This window comes from Aeromonas enteropelogenes (assembly GCF_000819845.1).
Taxonomy (GTDB): domain Bacteria; phylum Pseudomonadota; class Gammaproteobacteria; order Enterobacterales; family Aeromonadaceae; genus Aeromonas; species Aeromonas enteropelogenes.
In genome coordinates this window covers 36562-57340 of the sequence record NZ_CDCG01000034.1, presented here as the reverse complement: position 1 = coordinate 57340, position 20779 = coordinate 36562, and the positions used below count along the sequence as shown (strand labels likewise).

General features: G+C 63.9%; 16 protein-coding genes. 14 read left to right on the top strand and 2 right to left on the bottom strand.

The window, feature by feature from the left end:
• Window positions 1-181: 181 nt before the first annotated feature.
• Both BN1123_RS12030 and BN1123_RS12025 read right to left on the bottom strand, forming a co-directional pair.
• Window positions 182-3241, bottom strand: a complete 3060-nt coding sequence (locus BN1123_RS12030) for a beta-galactosidase (RefSeq protein ID WP_042027265.1) — start codon at window positions 3239-3241, stop codon at window positions 182-184.
• A 190-nt stretch (window positions 3242-3431) separates the two neighbouring features.
• A complete protein-coding gene (locus tag BN1123_RS12025; RefSeq protein WP_042027264.1) occupies window positions 3432-4439 on the bottom strand; it encodes a substrate-binding domain-containing protein in 1008 nt (335 codons plus the stop codon).
• A 202-nt stretch (window positions 4440-4641) separates the two neighbouring features.
• Between BN1123_RS12025 and galE the strand changes: the two genes are divergently transcribed.
• The 14 genes from galE to BN1123_RS11955 all read left to right on the top strand — a co-directional run bounded on the left by galE (window position 4642) and on the right by BN1123_RS11955 (window position 20724).
• Window positions 4642-5655: a UDP-glucose 4-epimerase GalE gene (gene galE / locus BN1123_RS12020; protein WP_042027263.1), complete on the top strand. Its 1014-nt coding sequence runs from the start codon at window positions 4642-4644 to the stop codon at window positions 5653-5655.
• A gap of 57 nt (window positions 5656-5712) precedes the next feature.
• Window positions 5713-6771 carry a UDP-glucose--hexose-1-phosphate uridylyltransferase gene (locus BN1123_RS12015; RefSeq protein WP_042027262.1) on the top strand — a complete coding sequence of 353 codons (1059 nt, stop codon included), beginning with the start codon at window positions 5713-5715 and terminating at the stop codon, window positions 6769-6771.
• Window positions 6768-7916, top strand: a complete 1149-nt coding sequence (gene galK / locus BN1123_RS12010; RefSeq protein WP_042027261.1) for a galactokinase — start codon at window positions 6768-6770, stop codon at window positions 7914-7916. Before BN1123_RS12015 ends, galK begins: the two co-directional genes overlap by 4 nt.
• Window positions 7913-8893: a galactose-1-epimerase gene (galM, locus tag BN1123_RS12005; RefSeq protein WP_042027260.1), complete on the top strand. Its 981-nt coding sequence runs from the start codon at window positions 7913-7915 to the stop codon at window positions 8891-8893. Before galK ends, galM begins: the two co-directional genes overlap by 4 nt.
• A gap of 132 nt (window positions 8894-9025) precedes the next feature.
• Entirely contained in the window at window positions 9026-9841 is an 816-nt protein-coding gene (gene bacA, locus BN1123_RS12000) for an undecaprenyl-diphosphate phosphatase (protein WP_026457483.1), read from the top strand.
• A gap of 417 nt (window positions 9842-10258) precedes the next feature.
• Window positions 10259-12004 carry an arginine--tRNA ligase gene (gene argS, locus BN1123_RS11995; protein ID WP_042027258.1) on the top strand — a complete coding sequence of 582 codons (1746 nt, stop codon included), beginning with the start codon at window positions 10259-10261 and terminating at the stop codon, window positions 12002-12004.
• 3 nt (window positions 12005-12007) lie between these two features.
• Window positions 12008-12820, top strand: coding sequence for an SPOR domain-containing protein (locus tag BN1123_RS11990; RefSeq protein WP_042027257.1), 813 nt, complete (start codon window positions 12008-12010; stop codon window positions 12818-12820).
• Window positions 12821-12996: 176 nt separating this feature from the next.
• On the top strand, window positions 12997-13530 hold the full coding sequence (hslV, locus tag BN1123_RS11985; protein ID WP_026458393.1) for an ATP-dependent protease subunit HslV: 534 nt from the start codon (window positions 12997-12999) through the stop codon (window positions 13528-13530).
• Between the two features lie 59 nt (window positions 13531-13589).
• The gene (gene hslU, locus BN1123_RS11980) at window positions 13590-14918 is read left to right on the top strand and encodes an HslU--HslV peptidase ATPase subunit (protein ID WP_042027255.1); all 1329 of its coding nucleotides are present in this window, start codon (window positions 13590-13592) and stop codon (window positions 14916-14918) included.
• 162 nt (window positions 14919-15080) lie between these two features.
• Entirely contained in the window at window positions 15081-15713 is a 633-nt protein-coding gene (locus BN1123_RS11975) for a TetR/AcrR family transcriptional regulator (protein WP_042027254.1), read from the top strand.
• An 85-nt stretch (window positions 15714-15798) separates the two neighbouring features.
• Entirely contained in the window at window positions 15799-16767 is a 969-nt protein-coding gene (gene hlyD / locus BN1123_RS11970) for a secretion protein HlyD (RefSeq protein ID WP_042027253.1), read from the top strand.
• Window positions 16764-18521, top strand: a complete 1758-nt coding sequence (locus BN1123_RS11965) for an ATP-binding cassette domain-containing protein (protein WP_042027251.1) — start codon at window positions 16764-16766, stop codon at window positions 18519-18521. Before hlyD ends, BN1123_RS11965 begins: the two co-directional genes overlap by 4 nt.
• On the top strand, window positions 18518-19633 hold the full coding sequence (locus BN1123_RS11960; protein ID WP_042027249.1) for an ABC transporter permease: 1116 nt from the start codon (window positions 18518-18520) through the stop codon (window positions 19631-19633). Before BN1123_RS11965 ends, BN1123_RS11960 begins: the two co-directional genes overlap by 4 nt.
• 2 nt (window positions 19634-19635) lie before the next feature.
• On the top strand, window positions 19636-20724 hold the full coding sequence (locus BN1123_RS11955) for an ABC transporter permease (RefSeq protein ID WP_042027248.1): 1089 nt from the start codon (window positions 19636-19638) through the stop codon (window positions 20722-20724).
• The last annotated feature ends 55 nt before the right edge of the window (window positions 20725-20779 follow it).

Sequence of the window (20779 nt, the reverse complement as noted above, 5' to 3'; positions counted from 1 at the left end):
AATGTAATCGGTTTGTTGTGATTCCTTCTGTGATCCTCACAACGAAATGGAAACGATTACACTTTGTTACATTGAAACCTTTTTATTATTTTTCAAATACATAAAATAGAAATTGAGATTTGAGACTCAATCAATCCTGGTCTGTTGAGGCTAGTCGTTGTGGCCAGGTTGTCAAAACGGCTCACATCAGGGTGCAGCGCCAATGGTAGCGGCGTGCCGTCAACTGGTACTCGGGCCGCACGCTCTGGCTCCAGGAATCATCCCCGCCGACCCCCATGTGGACGCCATCAAGGCAGACATGGATCCCCTCTTCTGCCACCAGATCGCTCTGGTGACGCGCGGCGGCGAGCTGCTGCTGGCTGAAGCGGCTGACGCTGAAATGGAAGGTCCCCGTCACCCTCACCTCCCCCAGCTGTAACCAGCGGCTGTCGCAACGCAACCCGTTGTCGGAAGGGAAGATGTAAGGGGTGTGCATGGTGGCCAGCGGCGCACTCCAGTGCCCCAGATCCGCCCCCAGCAGACGATCCGGATAGTTCTCGTGGGGGCCGCGTCCCAACCACTCAACCCGCTCCGGCACACCGGCCAGCTGCAACAGCAGGCCGATACGGGGCAGGGAGGGGAGTGAAGGCGCCAGCTCCGTCTCTATCTCGAGGGTCATGGCCCCCTCGCTGGTGAAGCCGTGTCGCCACTGGCTGACCACCAGCAATTGCCCGTTGTGGAAATAACCGTGGCGCACCCGGATCTCGCCCTCTGATGCCACCATGCCGAGGCAGCGATGTTGCCAGTTGATAAGGCCGCAGGCCTGCCAGCGGGCGATCCAGGAGTCGGGATCCGCGTGATCCGCCTCACTGGTGCCGATATCGTTGTCGAGCGGCGCCCGGTAGAAGTGATCCCCGATCGGCGCCAGCAACAGCTCCTGCCCCCCCTTCAGCCAGCTGATGATGCGGCCGCTCGCTCTGTCCAGCCGCCACTGGTTGTCACCGCCGCAGGCAAGCCATCCCTCGGGGGATTCTGTCAGGGTTGCCGGAGTGATTGGGGCCGGTAGCGCCAAGGGGGCAGGCAACATAAATTGCTGACGAGCCACCTCGTGGCCCGCCCCGGACCAAGGAGTGACGGCAGGCTGAACGATGGCCAGATCGAGCCATACCAGAGCGCCAGGCGCGAATTCCGGCAAGGTATCGACCAGCGTCAGCTCGCACCGGCCCAGGGGCGCCAATGCGAGGGAAATCTCTCCCCCATGCATCACGCGCCCGTTTTCGCACAGTTGCCATTGCAGCTGCTCGTTGTCGGTTGCACGGAACAGATATTCACTCTCGATCTGCACCCGCAGCGGCGCTTGCCCCACCAGCTCAAACCGGAATGGCTGCTGGGCCCGTTTTGCCTCGAACAGACCAGGATGAGGCGTGCGATCGGGAAACAGCAGGCCATTGCAGCAGAACTGGCGATCGTTTTGCACCTCCCCGAAGTCACCGCCATAACCCCAGTAGTGGCGACAGTCGGTCGTGTATTTGTCGAGCCCTTGATCGACCCAGTCCCAGACAAAGCCGCCCTGCAGTCTCGGATGATCACGAAACGCCTGCCAGTAGTGGGCAAAGCCCCCCAGGCTGTTGCCCATGGCGTGAGCGTATTCGCACAGGATCAGCGGCCGGGTCTCGCCGGGCAGACCAATCCACTTGGCCAGTGCCCACTTGGGCACCGCCGGGAAGGGTTGATCCTGATGAGTGCGGGCATACATGGGGCAGATGATGTCGGTGGCCGGGGTATCGGCTCCGCCCCCCTCATACTGCACCGGACGGCTCGGATCGCTGCGCTTGATCCAGCCATACATGGCATCGTGGGCCGGACCATAGCCGGACTCGTTGCCGAGGGACCAGATGATGATGCAGGGGTGATTGAAATCACGGGCCACCATGCGGGTGGCACGCTCCAGGAAGGCGTTGCTCCAGGCGGGATCTCGCGCCAGCCGCCCCATGGGGGTCATACCGTGGGTCTCCAGATTCGCCTCGTCCACCACATAGAGCCCCAGCCTGTCGCACAACCGGTAGAGCGCCGGATGATTGGGGTAGTGGGAGCAACGCAGGGCATTGAAGTTGTGCTGCTTCATCAGCCACAGATCCTGCTCCATGGTGGCAAGATCGATGGCATAGCCCTTGGCGGGATGGTGCTCGTGACGGTTGGCGCCACGAATGAGCAGCGGCTGACCGTTGACCCGCAGCAAGCCGTCACGGATCTCCACCACCCGAAAGCCCACGTCGCAGGCCTCGCTCTCGATGGGCTGGCCCTGCTCATCCAGCAGAGTCAGGGTCAGGCGATAAAGGTGGGGGGTCTCGGCGCTCCACTTGCGCGGCGCCGCCAGCGCCAGCCACAACTCGGCGCGATCGTCATAAGCCCCTTTCTCGTCAATGGTTCGAGTGCCGATCGGCTGGCACAGGGTTGCAACCCGCTCACTGCCGTCATAGAGATTGGCCACCACCGACAACCCGGCGGCATTGGCCGCCTGCAGTTCAATCTTGAGGCTCCCATCCCGATAGCAAGCATCGAGCCCGGGTGTGACCCGCATGTCCATCAGATGACGGACCGGCTTATGAAGCAGGCTGACGGAGCGGAAGATCCCCGACAGCCACCACATGTCCTGATCTTCCAGATAGGCCCCGTCCGACCAGCGCAGCACCAGTACCGCCAGCCGGTTCTTGCCCGCTTGCAGACAGGGGGTCAGATCGAATTCGGCGGGCAGCCGGCTGTCCTGGGAGTAGCCGACCCAGTGGCCATTGCAGAAGAGATGAAAAGCGCTGCTTACCCCGTCGAGAATGATGCGGCTCTGACCGTTGGCCAGCCAGTCGGCGGGCAACTCGAACTCACGGGAGTAACAGCCGGTCGGATTGTCGGCCGGTACCCTGGGGGGATCGCATGGAAACGGATACTTGATGTTGGTGTAGATGGGACCGTCGGTCAGCGGGCGATTCCCAGGGTAGGCTGCATTCAGCTGCCAGTTGCCGGGCACCAGGATGGGGCAGGCATCTGCCAGATCGCCCTTTAGCCAGGCCTCCGGCACCAGCTCGGGGGCCGTGAAGAAAGAGAAACGCCACTCACCATCCAGTGACAATCTGGAGAGCGATGCCCTGTCGAGCCGGGCATCCTCCTCGTTGCGCCAGCTGAACAAGGGGGTGTGGGCAGGCAAGCGATTCACCGAGGTAATCGCCTGGGTCTGCCAATCCTGACGCGCCACTATCTCCCTGAGCATTCAGATACTCTCCACCAATACGAAAACGTATTCAGTTTAGAGAAGTCCGGCGCAGGGAACGGCGATCTCGCTCACAGCGATGTAAACGATTACACTAATTTTGTTAAGTAAAACGGAGTAAAAACAATTAAAACCGGTAAAACTACAGCGCCATCAGCCGGGATGGTTAACCATGGCTCACCCATTCCCCCTATCCGGCCCGCACCGGCGCGACCGAATGGCGGTTGATAAGGGTCGGGGTATAGATGCGGTTCTGCTGCGCCTCACCCTCCCCCGCGGCCAGCTGCAACGCCAGCTTGGCTGCCTGGGATGCCATCAATTCAATGGGATAGCGCATGGTCGAGAGCTTGGGTCTGAGGTATCTGGCATAGATGATGTCATCGAAACCCACTACCGAGACCTCCTCCGGCACCCGCAGGCCATTGTCAGCCAGCACCGAGATGGCCCCCGCCGCCATGGCGTCGTTGTAAGCCACCACGGCTGTCACCCGAACTCCTTTTGCCAGCAGATTGAGCATGGCCTGCTCGCCCCCTTCCTCGTTGGGAGGCCCGCTCTCGACAAGCTCCGGATCGGCGACCAGACCCGCGTCATGCAAACCATCCTGGTACCCCTGCTGGCGCAAGGTGGCATCCTCGATGGCATGATCCGAACTGATGAAGGCGATATGGCGATGCCCCAGCTCGATCAGATGACGGGTGGCCGTGGCCGCTCCCAGCCGGTTGTTGAGGGCGATGCAACGCCCGCGAAGGGCGGGAATATCTCGGTTGATCAGCACCATGCCGGGCACCCGCATGGCGTAATCGCAGAGCTCCTCGTCGCTGAGTGCCTTGCTGTGAACCACCAGCGCCTCGCAGCGCTTGCCGATCAGCAGCTCGATCGCCTCGCGCTCCTGGCGTGCCTTGTGAAAACCGTTGCCCATCAGCAGATGCAGATTCTGCTCGACAGCCACGGCAGAGACCCCCTTTACTAGGGCGCCGAAGAAGGGATCGGCCACGTCGCCCACCACCACACCCATGGTGTCGCAGGTCTGGTTCACCAGTGCCCGTGCGTTGGCATTGGGGGTATAACCCAGCTCCGCCATGGCCTGTTGTACCGCAGCACGGGATGCCGCACTGGCCTTGGGCGAGTTGTTCATCACCCGTGAAACCGTTGCCACCGACACATTCGCCAAACGGGCGACATCCTTGATAGTACTCATGCTGTTTTCACTTATTTCACAGTCCACAATGGCGCCATTATACCCAGCAAACTCATTGAAAATAGTGACGAAAGGAATATCTGTCATCATTGGGATCATAAAAACAGTGTAATCGTTTACACTATTTTGCAAGCAAGCTCACAGTTTGCTCGCCGCCCCCTCGGCTAGACTCCTTCCAGACACGTTTTCAGTGGAGAGCAAGATGAAGGTTCTGGTCACCGGCGGCTGCGGATATATCGGCAGCCATACCTGTCTGGCCTTGCAGGCAGCAGGCATGATCCCCGTGGTTGTCGACAACCTCTGCAACAGCAAGCCCGGCGTATTGACTCGGGTAGCTGCGATCAGCGGTCAATTACCCGTTTTTTATCAAGGGGATATTCGCGACCAGGTCCTGCTTGATCGCATCTTTGCCGAACACAGTATCGATGCGGTGATCCACTTCGCCGCCCTGAAGGCCGTGGGCGAATCGACCCGCATCCCCCTCGACTACTACGAGAACAACCTGAGCGGCACCCTCGCCCTGCTGCAGGCGATGAAGCGGGCCGACGTCCACAACCTGGTGTTCAGCTCCTCGGCCACCGTCTATGGCGATCCCGCCAGCCTGCCCATCCGGGAGGATTTCCCCCGCAGCGCCACCAATCCCTACGGGCGATCCAAGCTAATCATCGAGGAGATCCTGGAGGATCTGCAGACCGCCGAGCCCCACTGGAGCATGACGCTGCTGCGCTACTTCAACCCGGTCGGCGCCCACGAGTCGGGCACCATGGGGGAAGATCCCCAGGGGATCCCCAACAACCTGATGCCCTACATCACCCAGGTAGCCATCGGCCGTCGTGACTGCCTCTCGGTCTTTGGTAACGATTACCCTACCCCGGATGGCACTGGCGTGCGCGACTATATCCACGTGATGGATCTCGCCGAGGGACACGTCAAGGCGTTGCAGCGCTGCGCCGGTCATGGCGGCGTACATGCCTACAACCTGGGCACGGGCCAGGGCCAGAGCGTGCTGCAACTGGTCAACGCCTTCTCCACCGCCTGCGGCAAGCCGCTCCCCTACCGCATCGAGCCAAGACGCCCGGGCGACATCGCCGCCTGCTGGGCCGACCCGTCCAAGGCGATGTGCGAGTTGGGCTGGAAGGCCACCCGGGATGTCGCCGCCATGTGTGCCGACAGCTGGCGCTGGCAAGCCAACAACCCCAATGGCTACGAGGAGTAGGCATGCCGACTCCCGCGAAACAATGACCTTATTTTCAATACCTTATCAGGAGAGATGATGTTCAACCCCGTCGATCATCCCCATCGCCGCTTCAATCCGCTGACCGGCCAGTATGTGCTGGTCTCTCCCCACAGGGCCAAGCGCCCCTGGCAGGGGCAGGTGGAGAAGGTGAGCCAGGCCCCCCAACAAGCCCACGACCCCGACTGTTTCCTCTGTGCAGGCAACAAGCGGGTCACTGGTGACATCAACCCCGACTATCAGGGCACCTTCGTCTTTACCAACGACTTCGCTGCCCTGATGCAGGACACCCCGGCCGCCGACACTGCCGGCGACCCCTTGCTGAAACTGGAGGCCGCCCGTGGTACCAGCCGGGTCATCTGTTTCTCGCCGGATCATGGCAAGACGCTGCCCGAGCTGCCCCTGCCTGCCATCGAGGGGGTGATCACCACCTGGATGGCGCAGGTCGCCGAGCTGTCAGAGCAGTGGGAATGGGTGCAGGTGTTTGAAAACAAAGGGGCCGTCATGGGCTGCTCCAACCCTCACCCCCATGGCCAGCTGTGGGGCAGTGACTTCCTGCCCAACGAGATCGCCCGCGAGGATCAACATCAACGCGACTGGCTGGCCGAGCACGGTCGCCCCATGCTGCTGGAGTATGTGGAGCGGGAGCTGGCCGACCGATCCCGCATCGTGGTGGAGACCGAGCACTGGCTGGCGGTGGTGCCCTTCTGGGCGGCCTGGCCGTTCGAGACCCTGCTGCTGCCCAAGGTTCATATTCCTTCCATGCTGGATATGACCCCGGCCCAGCAGCAGGATCTGGCGGTAGCGCTCAAGGAGCTCACCAGCCGCTACGACAACCTGTTCGAATGCAGCTTCCCCTACTCCATGGGTTGGCACTTCGCGCCGCCCCGCTCGGATTGCCCCGAGGCCTGGCAGTTGCACGCCCACTTCTATCCGCCGCTTTTACGTTCAGCCAGCGTGCGCAAATTTATGGTGGGCTTCGAGATGCTGGCCGAAACCCAGCGCGACCTGACTCCGGAGCAGGCGGCCGAGCGACTGCGTGCCCTCTCTCCCGTTCATTACAACCAGATCACCCCAGCCAATGAGGAAACCCCATGACCCCGAGCCAACGCGTCAGCGCCGTCTTTGCCGAACAGTTTGCCAAAGCGCCCTCCTTGCTGGTACGCGCCCCCGGCCGCGTCAACCTCATCGGCGAACACACCGACTACAACGACGGCTTCGTGCTGCCCTGCGCCATCGACTATGAAACCTGTGTCGCCATCGGCCTGCGGGATGACAGCCTGGTGCAGGTGATCGCCGCCGACTACGACAACCAGCGCGATCAGTTCGACCTGAACCAGCCCATCGAGCACCACCCCGGCCAGCGCTGGAGCGACTACATCCGCGGCGTGGTGAAATACCTGCAAGAGCGTGGCCATGCCCTGCACGGACTCGATCTGGTGGTCTCCGGCAACGTACCCCAGGGGGCCGGGCTCTCCTCTTCCGCCTCGCTGGAAGTGGCCATCGGCCAGGCCTTCAAGGAGGCCCAGAGTCTCGCCATCAGCCAGGCCGAGATTGCCCTCAATGGCCAGCAGGCAGAAAACCAGTTCGTCGGCTGCAACTGCGGCATCATGGATCAGATGATCTCTGCCAGTGGCAAGCAGGATCACGCCCTGCTGCTCGACTGCCGCTCGCTGGAAACCCGCCTCATCACCATGCCGGCCGATCTGGCGGTGCTGATCGTCAACTCCAACGTGCGCCGCGGCCTGGTGGACAGCGAATACAACACTCGCCGCGAGCAGTGTGAAACCGCCGCCCGTCACTACGGGGTCAAGGCGCTGCGCGACCTGGATCTGGCCGCCCTGGAGGCAGGCAAGGCCGGGCTGGATGAGGCCTGTTATCGCCGCGCCCGCCACGTAGTGGGCGAAAATGCGCGCACGCTGGCCGCCGCCGATGCGCTGGAGCGCGGCGATCTGGTGCGTCTGGGCGAGCTGATGGCCCAGTCTCATGCCGCCATGCGCGATGATTTCGAGATCACGGTTCCTCCCATCGACGGCCTGGTGGAACTCATCAAGGCCAGGATCGGCGACGAAGGTGGCGTGCGGATGACAGGGGGCGGCTTTGGCGGCTGCGTGGTCGCCCTGTTGCGCCCGGACAAGGTGGCCAGCGTGATCGCGGCGGTCGATGCCGAATACCCGGCCCGCTTCGGCCTCAAGGCCGATTGCTATGTCTGCCGCGCCAGTGCCGGAGCAGGCAGGCTATGACGGCCTTCGAACTGGAAAACGAGGAGGGGCTGCGCCTGCGCGGCCTCGACTTCGGAGCCACCCTCACTTCCCTCACCCTGCCGGTCGCGGGGGAGCGGCGCGAGGTGTTGCTGGGCTGCGCCGATCAGGATTACCCCGACCAACAGGTGTGGCTGGGGGCCGTGGCTGGGCGCTTTGCCAACCGCATCGGTGGGGCCGAGCTGGTACGAGGGGGCGAGCGCTGGCCCCTCGATGCCAACCAGCCGCCCCACTGCCTGCACGGCGGCAGGGAGGGCTTTCATCGCCGTACCTGGCAGATCAGGGAGCTTGAGGCGGATCGGGTCAGGCTGGCTTTGCTATCAAAGGCGGGGGATCAAGGCTTTCCCGGCAACCTGAGGGTGACCCTGGAGTACCGGCTGGAGCAAAGCGATCTGGTGGTGGAGTTTCGTGCCAGCACAGATGCGCCGACCCCGGTCAGCCTCACCAGCCACGCCTACTTCAATCTGGATGGCAACCGTCCGGACGGCGGCGACGTACTCGGTCACACCATCAGCCTCAATGCCGATCATTTCCTGCCCACCGACCCGAGCGGCCTGCCGCTCACGGTCACGCCGGTGGCAGGGCCGTTCGACCTGCGCCATGAGCGCCCCATCGGCCAGGATTGGCTGAGCCATCCCCAGCAGCGCCAGGCCAAAGGCTACGATCACGCCTTTGTGCTAAATGGCCCCGAGCAGGAGTGGGCGGCCCGGGTGGTTTCCGCAGATCGGCAACTGGCGATGGAGGTCTACACCAACCAGCCTTCGCTGCAGTTTTACACCGGCAACTGGCTGGCCGGCACAGCGGGTCGCGATGGCCAGATTTTGCGGGATCACGACGGCTTCTGTCTGGAGGCACAGCAGTTTCCGGACAGCCCGAATCGTCCCGAACTGGGGGATGTCTGGCTGCTGCCAGGCCAGCAATACCGCCATCAAACCCGCTACCGATTCATCCGCGACTGACTTAAAGGTTTCATCATTTTTACATAGCCACCTTACTGACAATCGAGCAAGATAAGCCGCCCCGGGAGCACTCTCGGGGATTTTTTGCATCAACCCGGCTTTTACATCAACGAAGTAAGGACTTTTTGTTCGATGACTGATACCTATAGCCTGCTGGTCGCCTTTATTCTGGGCGTCGTCGAGGGGCTGACCGAGTTCCTCCCCGTCTCCTCTACCGGCCACATGATCATCGTCGGCCATCTGCTGGGCTTTGAAGGGCCCAAGGCTGCCACCTTCGAAGTGGTGATCCAGCTGGGTTCCATCCTGGCGGTAGTCGCCGTCTTCTGGCGCCGTCTGTTTGGCCTCATCGGCATCCACTTCGGCCAAAAGCCGGCACCTGGCCATTCCACCCTGTCGCTGATCCACGTCATCCTCGGCATGCTGCCCGCCATCGTCATCGGTCTGGCTATCCACAGCTGGATCAAGGCCAACCTGTTTGGCCCGGTCACCGTCATGTACGCCCTGGTGGCAGGCGGCATCCTGCTGATCATCGCCGAGAAGTTCCGTCCCGCCGTCACCGCCGATACCCTGGACGACATCAGCTACAAGCAGGCGTTCGGCATCGGCCTGTTCCAGTGTCTGGCCCTCTGGCCAGGCTTCTCCCGCTCCGGCGCCACCATCAGTGGCGGCATGCTGATGGGGATCAGCCGCCACGCGGCGGCCGAGTTCTCCTTCATCATGGCGGTGCCCATGATGATGGCGGCCAGCACGCTGGATCTCTACAAGAGCCGCGACTTCCTCTCCATGGCGGATTTCCCCATGTTCGCGGTTGGCTTCATCACTGCTTTCGTGGTGGCCATGTTTGCCATCAAGACCTTCCTGGCGCTGATCCGTCGCCTCGACTTCATCCCGTTCGCCATCTACCGCTTCGTGGTGGCCTTCGCCGTCTATCTGGTGTTCGTGGCCTGACAACCTGCGCCAGCCAAACAAAAAAGGGACCATATCGGTCCCTTTTTTATGCTCTCTACACCCCCGATCTGCCAGCCCCAACCAAAAAGCCTCGAACAAATCCTTCATCTCCATTACGACCGGGCAGAAGAGCAGGTTGCGCTGATCCTGTCGCTGGAGCAGGGTTGCTCCGTCATGGCAAGGAAAAAACCCTTAACAATCAGGGGAAAATAGCCTGGACAAGCCGCTTCGATATGCAGTAGAAATGGATAAGCACCATATTGCGGTTAATTTTCCGGATATTGGCGCCAAAAACAGTGAATTATCCGCCCGACTGTGAGCGGCGGGTCATCCCTATAGTTTTCTCCGGCCGATGCGGGTAAAATTCACGCCCTTATATATCAGTCATTTTTCGACGCGCAACCTTGGTGGTCAGTTATGAAAGAGCATATTCATCATCTACTTGAACAAACGGTAGCCAATCTCAAGTCAGCGGGCATCCTGCCGGCGGACCTGGAAGCCCGCGTGCAAGTAGACCGATGCAAGGAAAAAGCTCACGGCGACCTGGCCACCAACCTGGCCATGCTGCTGGCCAAACCGGCCCGCAAGAATCCCCGTGAGCTGGCTACCGCCATCATCGAGCACCTGCCCGCCTCCGATCTGATCGCCAAGGTCGAGATCGCCGGCCCCGGCTTCATCAACTTCTTCTTCGACCCAAGCTGGCTGGCCGGTCAGGTGGAAGCCGTGGTGGCCAGTGCCAATGCCAACGTGAAGCTGCCTGCGCCGCAGACCGTGGTAGTGGACTACTCAGCCCCGAACGTGGCGAAAGAGATGGCGGTGCACCACATCCGCTCCACCGTCCTCGGTGACGTGGCCGCGCGCGCCCTGGAGTTCCTCGGCCATAAAGTGGTTCGTGCCAACCACATCGGTGACTGGGGTACCCAGTTCGGCATGCTGATCGCCTATCTGGAGAAGATGGAGAACGAGCACGCCAGCGACATGCAGCTCAAGGATCTGGAAGCCTTCTACACCCAGGCCAAGCGTCTGTATGACGAAGACGAAGTCTTCGCCGAGCGTGCCCGTAACTACGTGGTCAAGCTGCAGGGCGGTGACGAGTACTGCCGCTCCATGTGGAAGAAGCTGGTCGACATGACCATGGAGCAGAACCAGCGCAACTATGACCGCCTGAATGTCTCCCTGACCGACAAGGACATCATGGGCGAGTCCATGTACAACGACATGCTGCCGGAAATCGTGACCGACCTGAAAGCCCGCGGGCTGGCGGTCGAGAGCGAAGGGGCCACCGTCGTCTTCCTGGACGAGTTCAAGAACAAGGATGGCGAGCCCATGGGCGTCATCATCCAGAAGAGCGATGGCGGCTTCCTCTACACCACCACCGACATCGCCTGTGCCAAGTACCGTTATGAAACCCTGGGCGCCGACCGTGTCATGTACTTTATCGACTCCCGTCAGCACCAGCACCTGATGCAGGCCTGGACCATCACCCGCAAGGCGGGCTATGTGCCGGACTCCGTGCCCCTCGAGCACCACGCCTTCGGCATGATGCTGGGCAAGGATGGCCGTCCCTACAAGACCCGTTCCGGCGGCACCGTCAAGCTGGTCGACCTGCTGAACGAAGCCGAGGAGCGCGCCGCCGCCCTGCTCGAGAGCCGCAACAGCGATCTCTCCGCCGAGGAGAAGGCCGAGGTAGTCCACGCCATCGCCATGGGTGCGGTCAAGTATGCGGATCTCTCCAAGAACCGCACCACCGACTACATCTTCGACTGGGATCTGATGCTGTCGTTTGAAGGCAACACAGCCCCTTACCTGCAGTACGCCTACACCCGGATCCAGTCCATCTTCCGCAAGGCCGGCATCAATGCCGAGACCCTGACCGGCAAGGTGATCCTGAGCGAAGAGGCGGAAGAGGTGCTGGCCCAGAAGCTGATCCAGTTCTCCGACGCAGTCAACGGCGTGGCGGACAAGGGCATGCCGCACCTGCTCTGTACCTATCTGTACGAGCTGTCCGGCAACTTTATGACCTTCTACGAAGCCTGCCCGATCAACAAGGATGGCGTCGACGAGGCCATTCGCCAGAGCCGTCTGCTGCTGTGCGCCGCCACCGCCAAGGTGCTGAAACTGGGCCTCGGCGTACTGGGCATCCACACCCTGGAGCGCATGTAATAGATGGCAACCCGGGATTATGTCGGCAACCGCCCGCGACGTCGGGCGGGTGGTCGCAACACCAGGAAAGCGGCGCCTCGCCGCTTTCCTGTTATCCCGGCCCTGCTGGCCGGTGCACTGCTGGCGGGTTTTGGTGCCTTCCTCTACATGATCAATGGCAAGGGCAACGATGCCCCCACCATCGAAGAGCAGGTGAAGGCCAACAAGCCCAAGGCCCAGAACAATGGTCTGCCCCAGGAGAAGTGGAGCTACATCGAACGGCTGGAGAACAAGCAGGTCGATGTGATCGAACCGCCGCCCCAGCCGGGTGTGCCACCACCTCCGGCACCAACCGTCACCCTGCAGCCGGATAAATTGCCACAACCGGTACCGACCAATATTCCCCAGCCGGGAACGCCGCTCGGCCAGCAACCCTATCCGTCCAACCCGGCCACGGGGGCGCCGGTCGCCAGCGCCCAGGAGCAGGTGATCGACCGCAAGGCCGAGCGTGAACGGATGGAACGCGAGATCCGTGCCGAGCTGGAGCGGGAACGTGCCGAAGCAGCCAAGGCCAAGGCGGCCCAGACTGCCGCCGCCGACAGCGGTCGCTACATGATGCAGTGTGCAGCCCTGCGCTCGCAGGATTCTGCCGAGTCGCTCAAGGCGCGCATCGCCTTCACCGCCGGCCTCTCCTCCAGCCTGCAGGTGATCAACGGTGCCAACGGCACCGTCTACAAGGTGATGGTGGGCCCCTTCAACGGCAAGGCGGCCGCCGATGCGGCCAACCGCAAGCTGCAAAGCTCGGGCATCAGTGGCTGTATTCCCAAGAAAGGGTAAGTGTCTCCTGACAGCGAGGGGCCGGGTTGCAAAACCCGGCCCCTCTTTTTCATGCCTGACTTGCCCCCAGCCAACTGGCGCCCTGCGACGGGCGGGGTTGAAAAGCCCGGATGCCGTCCCCATCTCAGCTCTCATGCACACTCAGGCCGTTATTCGGCTCAAGCGAGGTAAGTAAAGTGACTACCATAGTTTCAGTTCGCCGCAACGGTCAGGTCGTCATCGGTGGCGATGGCCAGGTTTCTCTTGGCAACACCGTCATGAAGGGCAATGCCCGCAAGGTTCACCGTCTCTATAACGGCAAGGTGCTGGCAGGTTTCGCCGGCGGTACTGCCGATGCCTTCACCCTGCTCGAGCGTTTCGAAGCCAAGCTGCAGGCCCACCAGGGCAACCTGGAGCGCGCCGCCGTGGCGCTGGCAAAAGACTGGCGCACCGATCGTGCCCTGCGCCGCCTCGAGGCCCTGCTGGCCGTCGCCGACGAGCACAAATCCTTCATCATCACCGGCAACGGTGACGTGGTGCAGCCGGAGCACGATCTCATCGCCATCGGCTCGGGCGGCAACTTCGCCCAGTCCGCGGCCATCGCCCTGCTGGAAAACACAGAGCTGGATGCCAAGACCATTGTCGAGAAGTCCCTCAAGATTGCGGGCGACATCTGCGTGTTCACCAACGGCAACCACACCATCGAAGTGCTGGACTATAGCGACAAGTAAGCCAGCCCCCCATTTTCCAAGGGGCGGGCCCTGCCCGCCCCGGATACAGGAACGCCATCATGTCCGAGATGACCCCGAGAGAAATCGTCCACGAACTGGACCGACACATCATTGGTCAGGCCGACGCCAAGCGCGCGGTGGCCGTGGCCCTGCGCAACCGCTGGCGCCGCATGCAGCTCAATGAAGAGATGCGCCACGAGGTAACCCCGAAGAACATCCTGATGATTGGCCCGACCGGCGTCGGCAAGACCGAGATCGCCCGTCGCCTGGCCAAGCTGGCCAACGCCCCCTTCATCAAGGTCGAAGCGACCAAGTTCACCGAAGTGGGTTATGTGGGTAAGGAAGTGGACAGCATCATCCGCGATCTGACCGATGTCGCCATCAAGCTGGTGCGCGAGACCGAGATGGAGAAGATGAAATACCGCGCCGAAGAGGCCGCCGAAGAGCGCATCCTCGACGCCCTGCTGCCCAACCCGCGCAACACCTGGGGCGAGGAAGAGAAGGCCGACAACTCCAACACCCGCCAGATCTTCCGCAAGAAGCTGCGCGAAGGCCAGCTGGATGACAAGGAGATCGAGCTGGATCTGGCCGCCTCCCCGATGGGCGTCGAGATCATGACCCCGCCAGGCATGGAAGAGATGGCCAACCAGCTGCAGGGGCTGTTCCAGAACCTGGGTCAGAACCAGAAGAAGAAGCGCAAGATCAAGGTCAAAGAGGCCATGAAGGTGCTGATCGAAGAGGAGGCAGCCAAGCTGGTCAACCCGGAAGAGTTGAAGCAGAAGGCCATCGCCGCAGTCGAGAACAACGGCATCGTCTTCCTCGACGAGATCGACAAGATCTGCAAGCGCGGCGAGAGCTCGGGCCCGGACGTTTCCCGTGAAGGGGTACAGCGCGACCTGCTGCCGCTGGTCGAGGGTTGCACCGTCAACACCAAGCACGGCATGGTCAAGACCGACCACATCCTGTTTGTCGCCTCCGGCGCCTTCCAGATCGCCAAGCCGTCCGACCTCATCCCCGAGCTGCAGGGCCGTCTGCCGATCCGGGTCGAGCTGACCGCGCTGACCACCGAAGATTTCGAGCGCATCCTGACCGAGCCGAACGCCTCACTGACCGATCAGTACCAGGCGCTGATGGCCACCGAAGGGGTCAAGATCGAGTTCACCCAGGACGGCATCCGCCGTCTGGCCGAAGCGGCCTGGCAGGTCAACGAGCGTACCGAAAACATCGGCGCCCGTCGTCTGCACACCGTGATGGAGCGACTGATGGAAGACATCTCCTACGACGCCTCCGAGAAGTCCGGCCAGACCTTCGTCATCGACACCGACTACGTCAATGCCCACCTCGGCAAGCTGATTGAAGACGAGGATCTGAGCCGCTTTATCCTGTAAGGCCCGCGCCTCAGGTTTTCCAAACGCCTCCCTTTGCGGAGGCGTTTTTATTTTCTTGCCCTCCCCATCCCTGCTCAAAAAAAGCGCTTTCCTCTTTTACCACCTTAATTTATACATACGTATAAGAATCATGCAAAATCTGTATACCATGGAGAGGGCACCATGCACCCGACCCGCCAGAAACTGCTCGACACCGGCCTTGAGATTGCCACCGACAAGGGGCTACGCGGCCTCACGGTGCGCGAGCTGGCGGCCGCCGCCGGAGTGAACCTAGGCTCCTTTGTCTACCACTTCGGCAACCGCGACGCCTTCATCGACGAGCTGGTGGAGCTCTGGTACGCCCCCCTCTTTGATGAGCTCAAGGCGGTGGCCGCCCGCGGCGCCTACCCCGATGCCCTCACCCAGTTCGAGGCCACCATGCAGGCGCTGATCGCCCTGGTGGGGCGCCATCGCGGCTTCATCAACCACCTGTTCGGCGATGCCCTGGCGGGCGAAGGGGCCGCCCAGCGCTTCCTGCTCAGCCTGCCGCGCCGCCACCCCTTGCTGCTGCTCGAGCAGGTGCAGCGGGCCCAGGCCGAAGGATCGCTGGTGGCGGGCAACCCGGTGCAGCTGATGATCTTCATCATGGGGGCGGTCGGCCTGCCCCTGGTAATCGCCGGTGGCGGACGCCAGCTCGGCTGGCTGCCCGAGCAGGCTGCCCCCTTCCTCGCCCAAATCGACAACCCCGAGGCCGCCCAGCAGCGGCTGATCTGGGCCCTGCGCGGACTGCGCCGTCCCCAAGGAGAACCCCTATGAAGCAACGCATCGCACTCTTGGCCGTGCTGCTGACCCCGCTCAGTGGTGACCTCAGGTGGCAGGGCCACCCTGGAGGAGATAGGGTATGAAGCAACGCATCGCGCTTGTGGCCCTCGTACTGGCCCTGATCGGTGGCTATCTCTGGTGGCAGGGGCGGCCCGCCGACGGCTCCATCCTCTACGGCAACGTCGACATCCGCGACGTGAACCTGGCGTTTCGGGTCGGTGGCCGGGTCAGCGAGGTACTCGTGGACGAGGGGGACGCGGTGCAGGCTGGCCAGTTGCTGGCTCGCCTCGACCCGGCGCCGCTGATCCATAGCCGCGACAGCGCACGGGCCAATCTGGCCGCGCTCACCGCCGCCAACGCCTTGATGCACAAGGGGTATCGCAGCGAGGAGACGGACCGCGCCCGGGCGTCCCTCAGCGCCGCCGAGGCCGCGGCTCTCGAGGCCAACAAGCAGTGGCGCCGCCAGAGCGCCTTGGCCGCCACCGGCGCCATCTCCCGCGGCCAGCTCGACAGCGCCCGCTCCCAGCGGGATCAAACCCGGGCCCAGGTACGCGCCGCCCGCGAGCAGCTGGCCCAGCTCGAGACCGGCTACCGCCCCGAGGAGATCGCCCAGTCCGATGCCCAGCTGGAAGGGGCCAAGGCGGCGCTTGCCAGCGCCGAGCTGGCCCTGGCGGACGCGGCCCTGACCGCCCCGAGCGATGGCATCATCCTCACCCGCGCCGTCGAGACGGGCAGCATGGTGCAGGCCGGCGCCACCGCCTTCAACCTGTCACTTAATACCCCGGTCTGGGTGCGCGCCTACGTCGAGGAGCCCTGGCTCGGTCACTTCCCGAGCGGTGCCAGGGTGCAGCTCACCACCGACTCACGACCGGACCAGCCCTATCAGGGGGTGGTGGGCTTCGTGTCGCCCAGTGCCGAGTTCACGCCCAAATCGGTGGAGACGCCGGACCTGCGTACCCACCTGGTCTACCGGCTGCGCATCGTGGTGCAGGATCCGGACCCGGCCCTGCGCCAGGGGATGCCGGTCACCGTCAGGCTGGCCCCATGAGCGCCGCCATCCGGCTCGACGGGCTGACCAAGCGCTTTGGCGAGCGCGTGGCGCTGGATGCTATCTCGGCCACCATACCGGGCGGCGGCATCACAGGCCTGGTGGGGCCGGACGGGGCTGGCAAGAGCACCCTGCTGCGCCTGCTCGCCGGCCTGCTGGTGCCGGAGGCCGGGCAGAGCCGGGTGCTCGGGCTCGATCCGGTGCAGGAGGGCGATGCCTTGCGCCAACGCCTCGGCTACATGCCCCAGCAGTTCGGCCTGTATGAAGATCTCAGCGTGCTGGAGAACCTCACCCTCTACGCCGACCTGCGCGGCGTGGTGGAGCCCGAGCGCAGCCCGACGTTTGCCCGGCTGCTCGCCTTCACCGATCTCGCCCGCTTCACCGCCCGTCCGGCGGGCAAGCTGTCGGGGGGGATGAAGCAGAAACTCGGGCTCGCCTGCGCCCTGCTCGGCCAGCCCGAGGTGCTGCTGCTGGACGAACCCGGGGTCGGGGTTGACCCCATCAGCCGCCGCGCCCTGTGGAAGATGGTGCGCGAGCTCGCCAAAGGGGGCATGACGGTGCTCTGGAGCACCGCGTATCTGGATGAAGCTGAGCTGTGCGATCACGTGCTGCTGATGGCGGAGGGCGCGGTACGCACCAGCAGCACCCCGGCAGATCTGATGAGGGCCATGGCGAGCCGCTGCTGGCTGCTGGAGGCGGGCAACCTGGACGGGCGGGCGCGGCGCGCCCTGCTGCGCCGGGCCCTGGCCCACCCGGCGGTGATGGACGGTGCCGTGGCCGGGGAGCGGGTGCGCCTCTTGCTGCGCCCCGATACAGCGCCGCCTCCCCTCGGCGAGCTGGGGCTCTCCGAGGGGGCCTTCGCGCCGACCCCGGCCCGGCTGGAGGATGCCTTCATCGATCTGCTCGGCGGCGGGCCGGGCGGGGAGTCGAGCCTGGCCGCCACCATGGCCGAGGCCGAGCTGCCGCCAGGGGTCTCCCCCGAGGCGGTGATCGAGGCGCGCCACCTCACCAAACGCTTCGGGGACTTTGCCGCCACCGACGACGTCAGCTTTGCGGTGCGCCGGGGCGAGATCTTCGGCCTGCTCGGCCCCAACGGGGCAGGCAAGTCCACCACCTTCAAGATGGAGTGCGGCCTGCTGCGCCCAAGCGGCGGCCAGGCCCTGGTGACCGGCATCGATCTCGCCCACAGCCCGTCGGCGGCGCGCCAGCACCTCGGCTACATGGCCCAGAAGTTCTCCCTCTACAAGCAGCTCACCGTGGCCCAGAACCTGTCGTTCTTCGCCGGCATCTACGGCCTGTTCGGCCGCGCCCAGCAGGCGCGCATCGACGCCATGGTGGAGGCCTTCGCCCTCGGGCCCTGGCTCGGCCAGCAGGCCGAGGCCCTGCCGCTTGGGCTGCGCCAGCGCCTCTCGCTCGCCTGCGCCCTGCTGCACGCGCCGCCACTGCTGTTTCTCGACGAGCCCACCTCGGGGGTCGATCCGGTCACCCGGCGCGAGTTCTGGTCTCACATCAACGCCCTGGCCGATCACGGGGTGACCGTGCTGGTCACCACCCACTTCATGGACGAGGCGGAGTATTGCGACCGCATCGCCCTCATCTACCGCGGCAAGTTGCTGGCGCTCGGCACCCCGGACGAGCTCAAGGGGCAGGCGGCGCAGGCCATGCCCGCCACTGCCTTACCCACCACTTCTTTACCAACCATGGAAGAGGCCTTTATCACCCTGGTCGAGCGGGCCAGCGAGGAGGACGCATGAGCATCAGCCGCCGCCGTCTGCTGGCCCTGTGCCGCAAGGAGTCGCTGCAGATCGTGCGCGACCCGAGCAGCATACTGGTCGCCTTCATCATGCCGGTGGTGCTGCTGGTGGTGATGGGGTACGCCATCAACCTGGACGTGGACCACCTGCGCCTCGGGGTGTGGCGTGCCGACGGCGGGGCGCCGGCGATCCGCTTCGAGCAGGCCCTGCGCGGCTCGACCGCGCTGGAGGTGCACGGGGGCGCGAGCAAGGAGGCGCTGCTCGGGAGCCTGGAGCGCGGCGAGATCCGGGGGCTGCTGGTGATCGACGAGGGCTTCTCCCGCGCCCTGGCCGGACAGGGGGGCAGCGCGCCGCGCATCGCCCTGCTCACCGACGGATCCGAGCCCAACACGGCGAACTTCGTCACCAACTATGTGCAGGGGATCTGGCAGGGCTGGCTTCTCACTGAGGGCAAGCCCCAGAGCCAGCCGGTGGAGCTGCGCACCCGTGCCTGGTTCAACCCGGCGCTGGTGAGCCGCCACTTCCTGGTGCCGGGCTCCATTGCGGTGGTGATGACCATCATCGGCGCCCTGCTCACCTCCCTGGTGGTGGCCCGGGAGTGGGAGCGCGGCACCATGGAGGCCCTGCTCGCCACCCCGGTGACCAAGGCCGAGCTGCTGCTCTCCAAGCTCATCCCCTACTACGGGCTCGGCATCGCTGCCATGTTCATCTGCCTGCTCTTCTCGGTGGTGGTGATGGGGGTGCCCTGGCGCGGCTCCCTGGCCGTCCTGTTCCTGGTCACCAGCCTGTTTCTTGGCAGCGCCCTGGGGCTCGGGCTGTTTCTCTCCACCGTGATGCGCAGCCAGTTCAACGCCGCCCAGGCGGCCCTGACGGCGGCCTTCCTGCCGGCCATGATGCTCTCGGGCTTCGTGTTCGAGATCGCCAGCATGCCGCCCCTGCTGCGGGCCATCACCCACCTCATTCCGGCCCGCTACTTCGCAAGCTCCCTGCAGACCCTCTATCAGGCGGGCAACGTGCTCTCCATCTTGCTGGTCAACGCCCTCTGTCTGCTGCTGCTGGCCGCGTTCTGGCTGGCCCTCACCGCCCGCAAGACGCGGCGAACCCTGGAGTAACCATGCTGACTCGACTCTGGTGGCTGGTGCGAAAAGAGCTCTCGATCCTGCTGGGCAACACCCAGGGGCGCTTCCTGCTGATCATGCCGGTGCTGCTGCAGACCGCCCTGTTCCCGTTCGCCGCCACCCTGGAGGTGACCGGCAACACCCTGGCCGTCTACAACCAGGACGGGGGCGCCGAAAGCCGCGAACTGCTGGAGCGCCTCACCCATATGCCCGCCTTCACGACCGTGCTGCCGGTGGCGGGCGAGGCCGGCGTGACGGCGGCCATCACCGAGCAGCAGGCCCTGCTGGCACTGGTCATCCCAGCCGACTTCTCGCGCCGGCTGGCCCGGGGGCAGAGCGCGCCACTGCAGCTCATCGTCGACGGACGCCGCTCCAACGGCGGTCAGGTGGCGGCAGGCTACATCAGCCAGGTGATCGCCCGCTGGCAGAGCGAGGGGCGCGGCGCCCCCGAGCTGCTGGTGCGCCACCTCTACAACCCCAACATCGAGTTTCGCTGGCATGTGCTCCCCTCCCTGGTGGCCATCATCACCACCATCGGCTGCCTCATCGTCACCGCCCTGTCGGTGGCGCGCGAACGGGAAGAGGGCACCTTCGACCAGCTGCTGGTCTCCCCCCTCACCCCGGGCTGGATCATGGCGGGCAAGGCGGTGCCCGGCATCCTGGTGGCGGTGGGACAGGGCACAATCGTCGCACTGGCGGCCCGCTTCGTCTACGCGGTGCCGTTTTCCGGCAGCCTGACCCTGCTGCTGGCCGGCATGATCTGCTACGGCCTGGCGCTGGCCGGCATCGGGCTCTTCATCTCGTCCCTGTGCTCAACCCAGCAGCAGGCGTTTCTCGGGGTCTTCTGCTTCATGGTGCCCGCGGTGATCCTCTCGGGGTATGTCTCGCCGGTGGAGAACATGCCGCAAGTGTTCCAGTGGCTCGCCGCCATCGATCCCCTGACCCACTTCATCGTGCTGCTCAAGGGGGTCTTCCTCAAGGGGCTCGGCTGGTCGGCGGCCTGGCCGCTCCTGTGGCCGCTCATCGCCATCGGCGGCGTCAGCCTCTCCTTGGCACTCGCCCTGTTTCGCCGCCATATCGCGTGAGCAGGTCCCGCAATCCCGCGGGCTGGGGGCCTGACGCAGAGCGCCGCCCCTGCCC

Excerpts from the sequence above, each read along its gene's own strand:
- galK (WP_042027261.1), top strand. The coding sequence starts at position 6,768 with ATGACCCCGAGCCAACGCGTCAGCGCCGTCTTTGCCGAACAGTTTGCC.
- hlyD (WP_042027253.1), top strand. The coding sequence starts at position 15,799 with ATGAAGCAACGCATCGCGCTTGTGGCCCTCGTACTGGCCCTGATCGGT.
- BN1123_RS11990 (WP_042027257.1), top strand. The coding sequence starts at position 12,008 with ATGGCAACCCGGGATTATGTCGGCAACCGCCCGCGACGTCGGGCGGGT.
- BN1123_RS11965 (WP_042027251.1), top strand. The coding sequence starts at position 16,764 with ATGAGCGCCGCCATCCGGCTCGACGGGCTGACCAAGCGCTTTGGCGAG.
- BN1123_RS12025 (WP_042027264.1), bottom strand. The coding sequence starts at position 4,439 with ATGAGTACTATCAAGGATGTCGCCCGTTTGGCGAATGTGTCGGTGGCA.
- galM (WP_042027260.1), top strand. The coding sequence starts at position 7,913 with ATGACGGCCTTCGAACTGGAAAACGAGGAGGGGCTGCGCCTGCGCGGC.
- hslU (WP_042027255.1), top strand. The coding sequence starts at position 13,590 with ATGTCCGAGATGACCCCGAGAGAAATCGTCCACGAACTGGACCGACAC.
- BN1123_RS11955 (WP_042027248.1), top strand. The coding sequence starts at position 19,636 with ATGCTGACTCGACTCTGGTGGCTGGTGCGAAAAGAGCTCTCGATCCTG.
- argS (WP_042027258.1), top strand. The coding sequence starts at position 10,259 with ATGAAAGAGCATATTCATCATCTACTTGAACAAACGGTAGCCAATCTC.
- galE (WP_042027263.1), top strand. The coding sequence starts at position 4,642 with ATGAAGGTTCTGGTCACCGGCGGCTGCGGATATATCGGCAGCCATACC.
- BN1123_RS12030 (WP_042027265.1), bottom strand. The coding sequence starts at position 3,241 with ATGCTCAGGGAGATAGTGGCGCGTCAGGATTGGCAGACCCAGGCGATT.
- BN1123_RS11960 (WP_042027249.1), top strand. The coding sequence starts at position 18,518 with ATGAGCATCAGCCGCCGCCGTCTGCTGGCCCTGTGCCGCAAGGAGTCG.
- bacA (WP_026457483.1), top strand. The coding sequence starts at position 9,026 with ATGACTGATACCTATAGCCTGCTGGTCGCCTTTATTCTGGGCGTCGTC.
- BN1123_RS12015 (WP_042027262.1), top strand. The coding sequence starts at position 5,713 with ATGTTCAACCCCGTCGATCATCCCCATCGCCGCTTCAATCCGCTGACC.
- BN1123_RS11975 (WP_042027254.1), top strand. The coding sequence starts at position 15,081 with ATGCACCCGACCCGCCAGAAACTGCTCGACACCGGCCTTGAGATTGCC.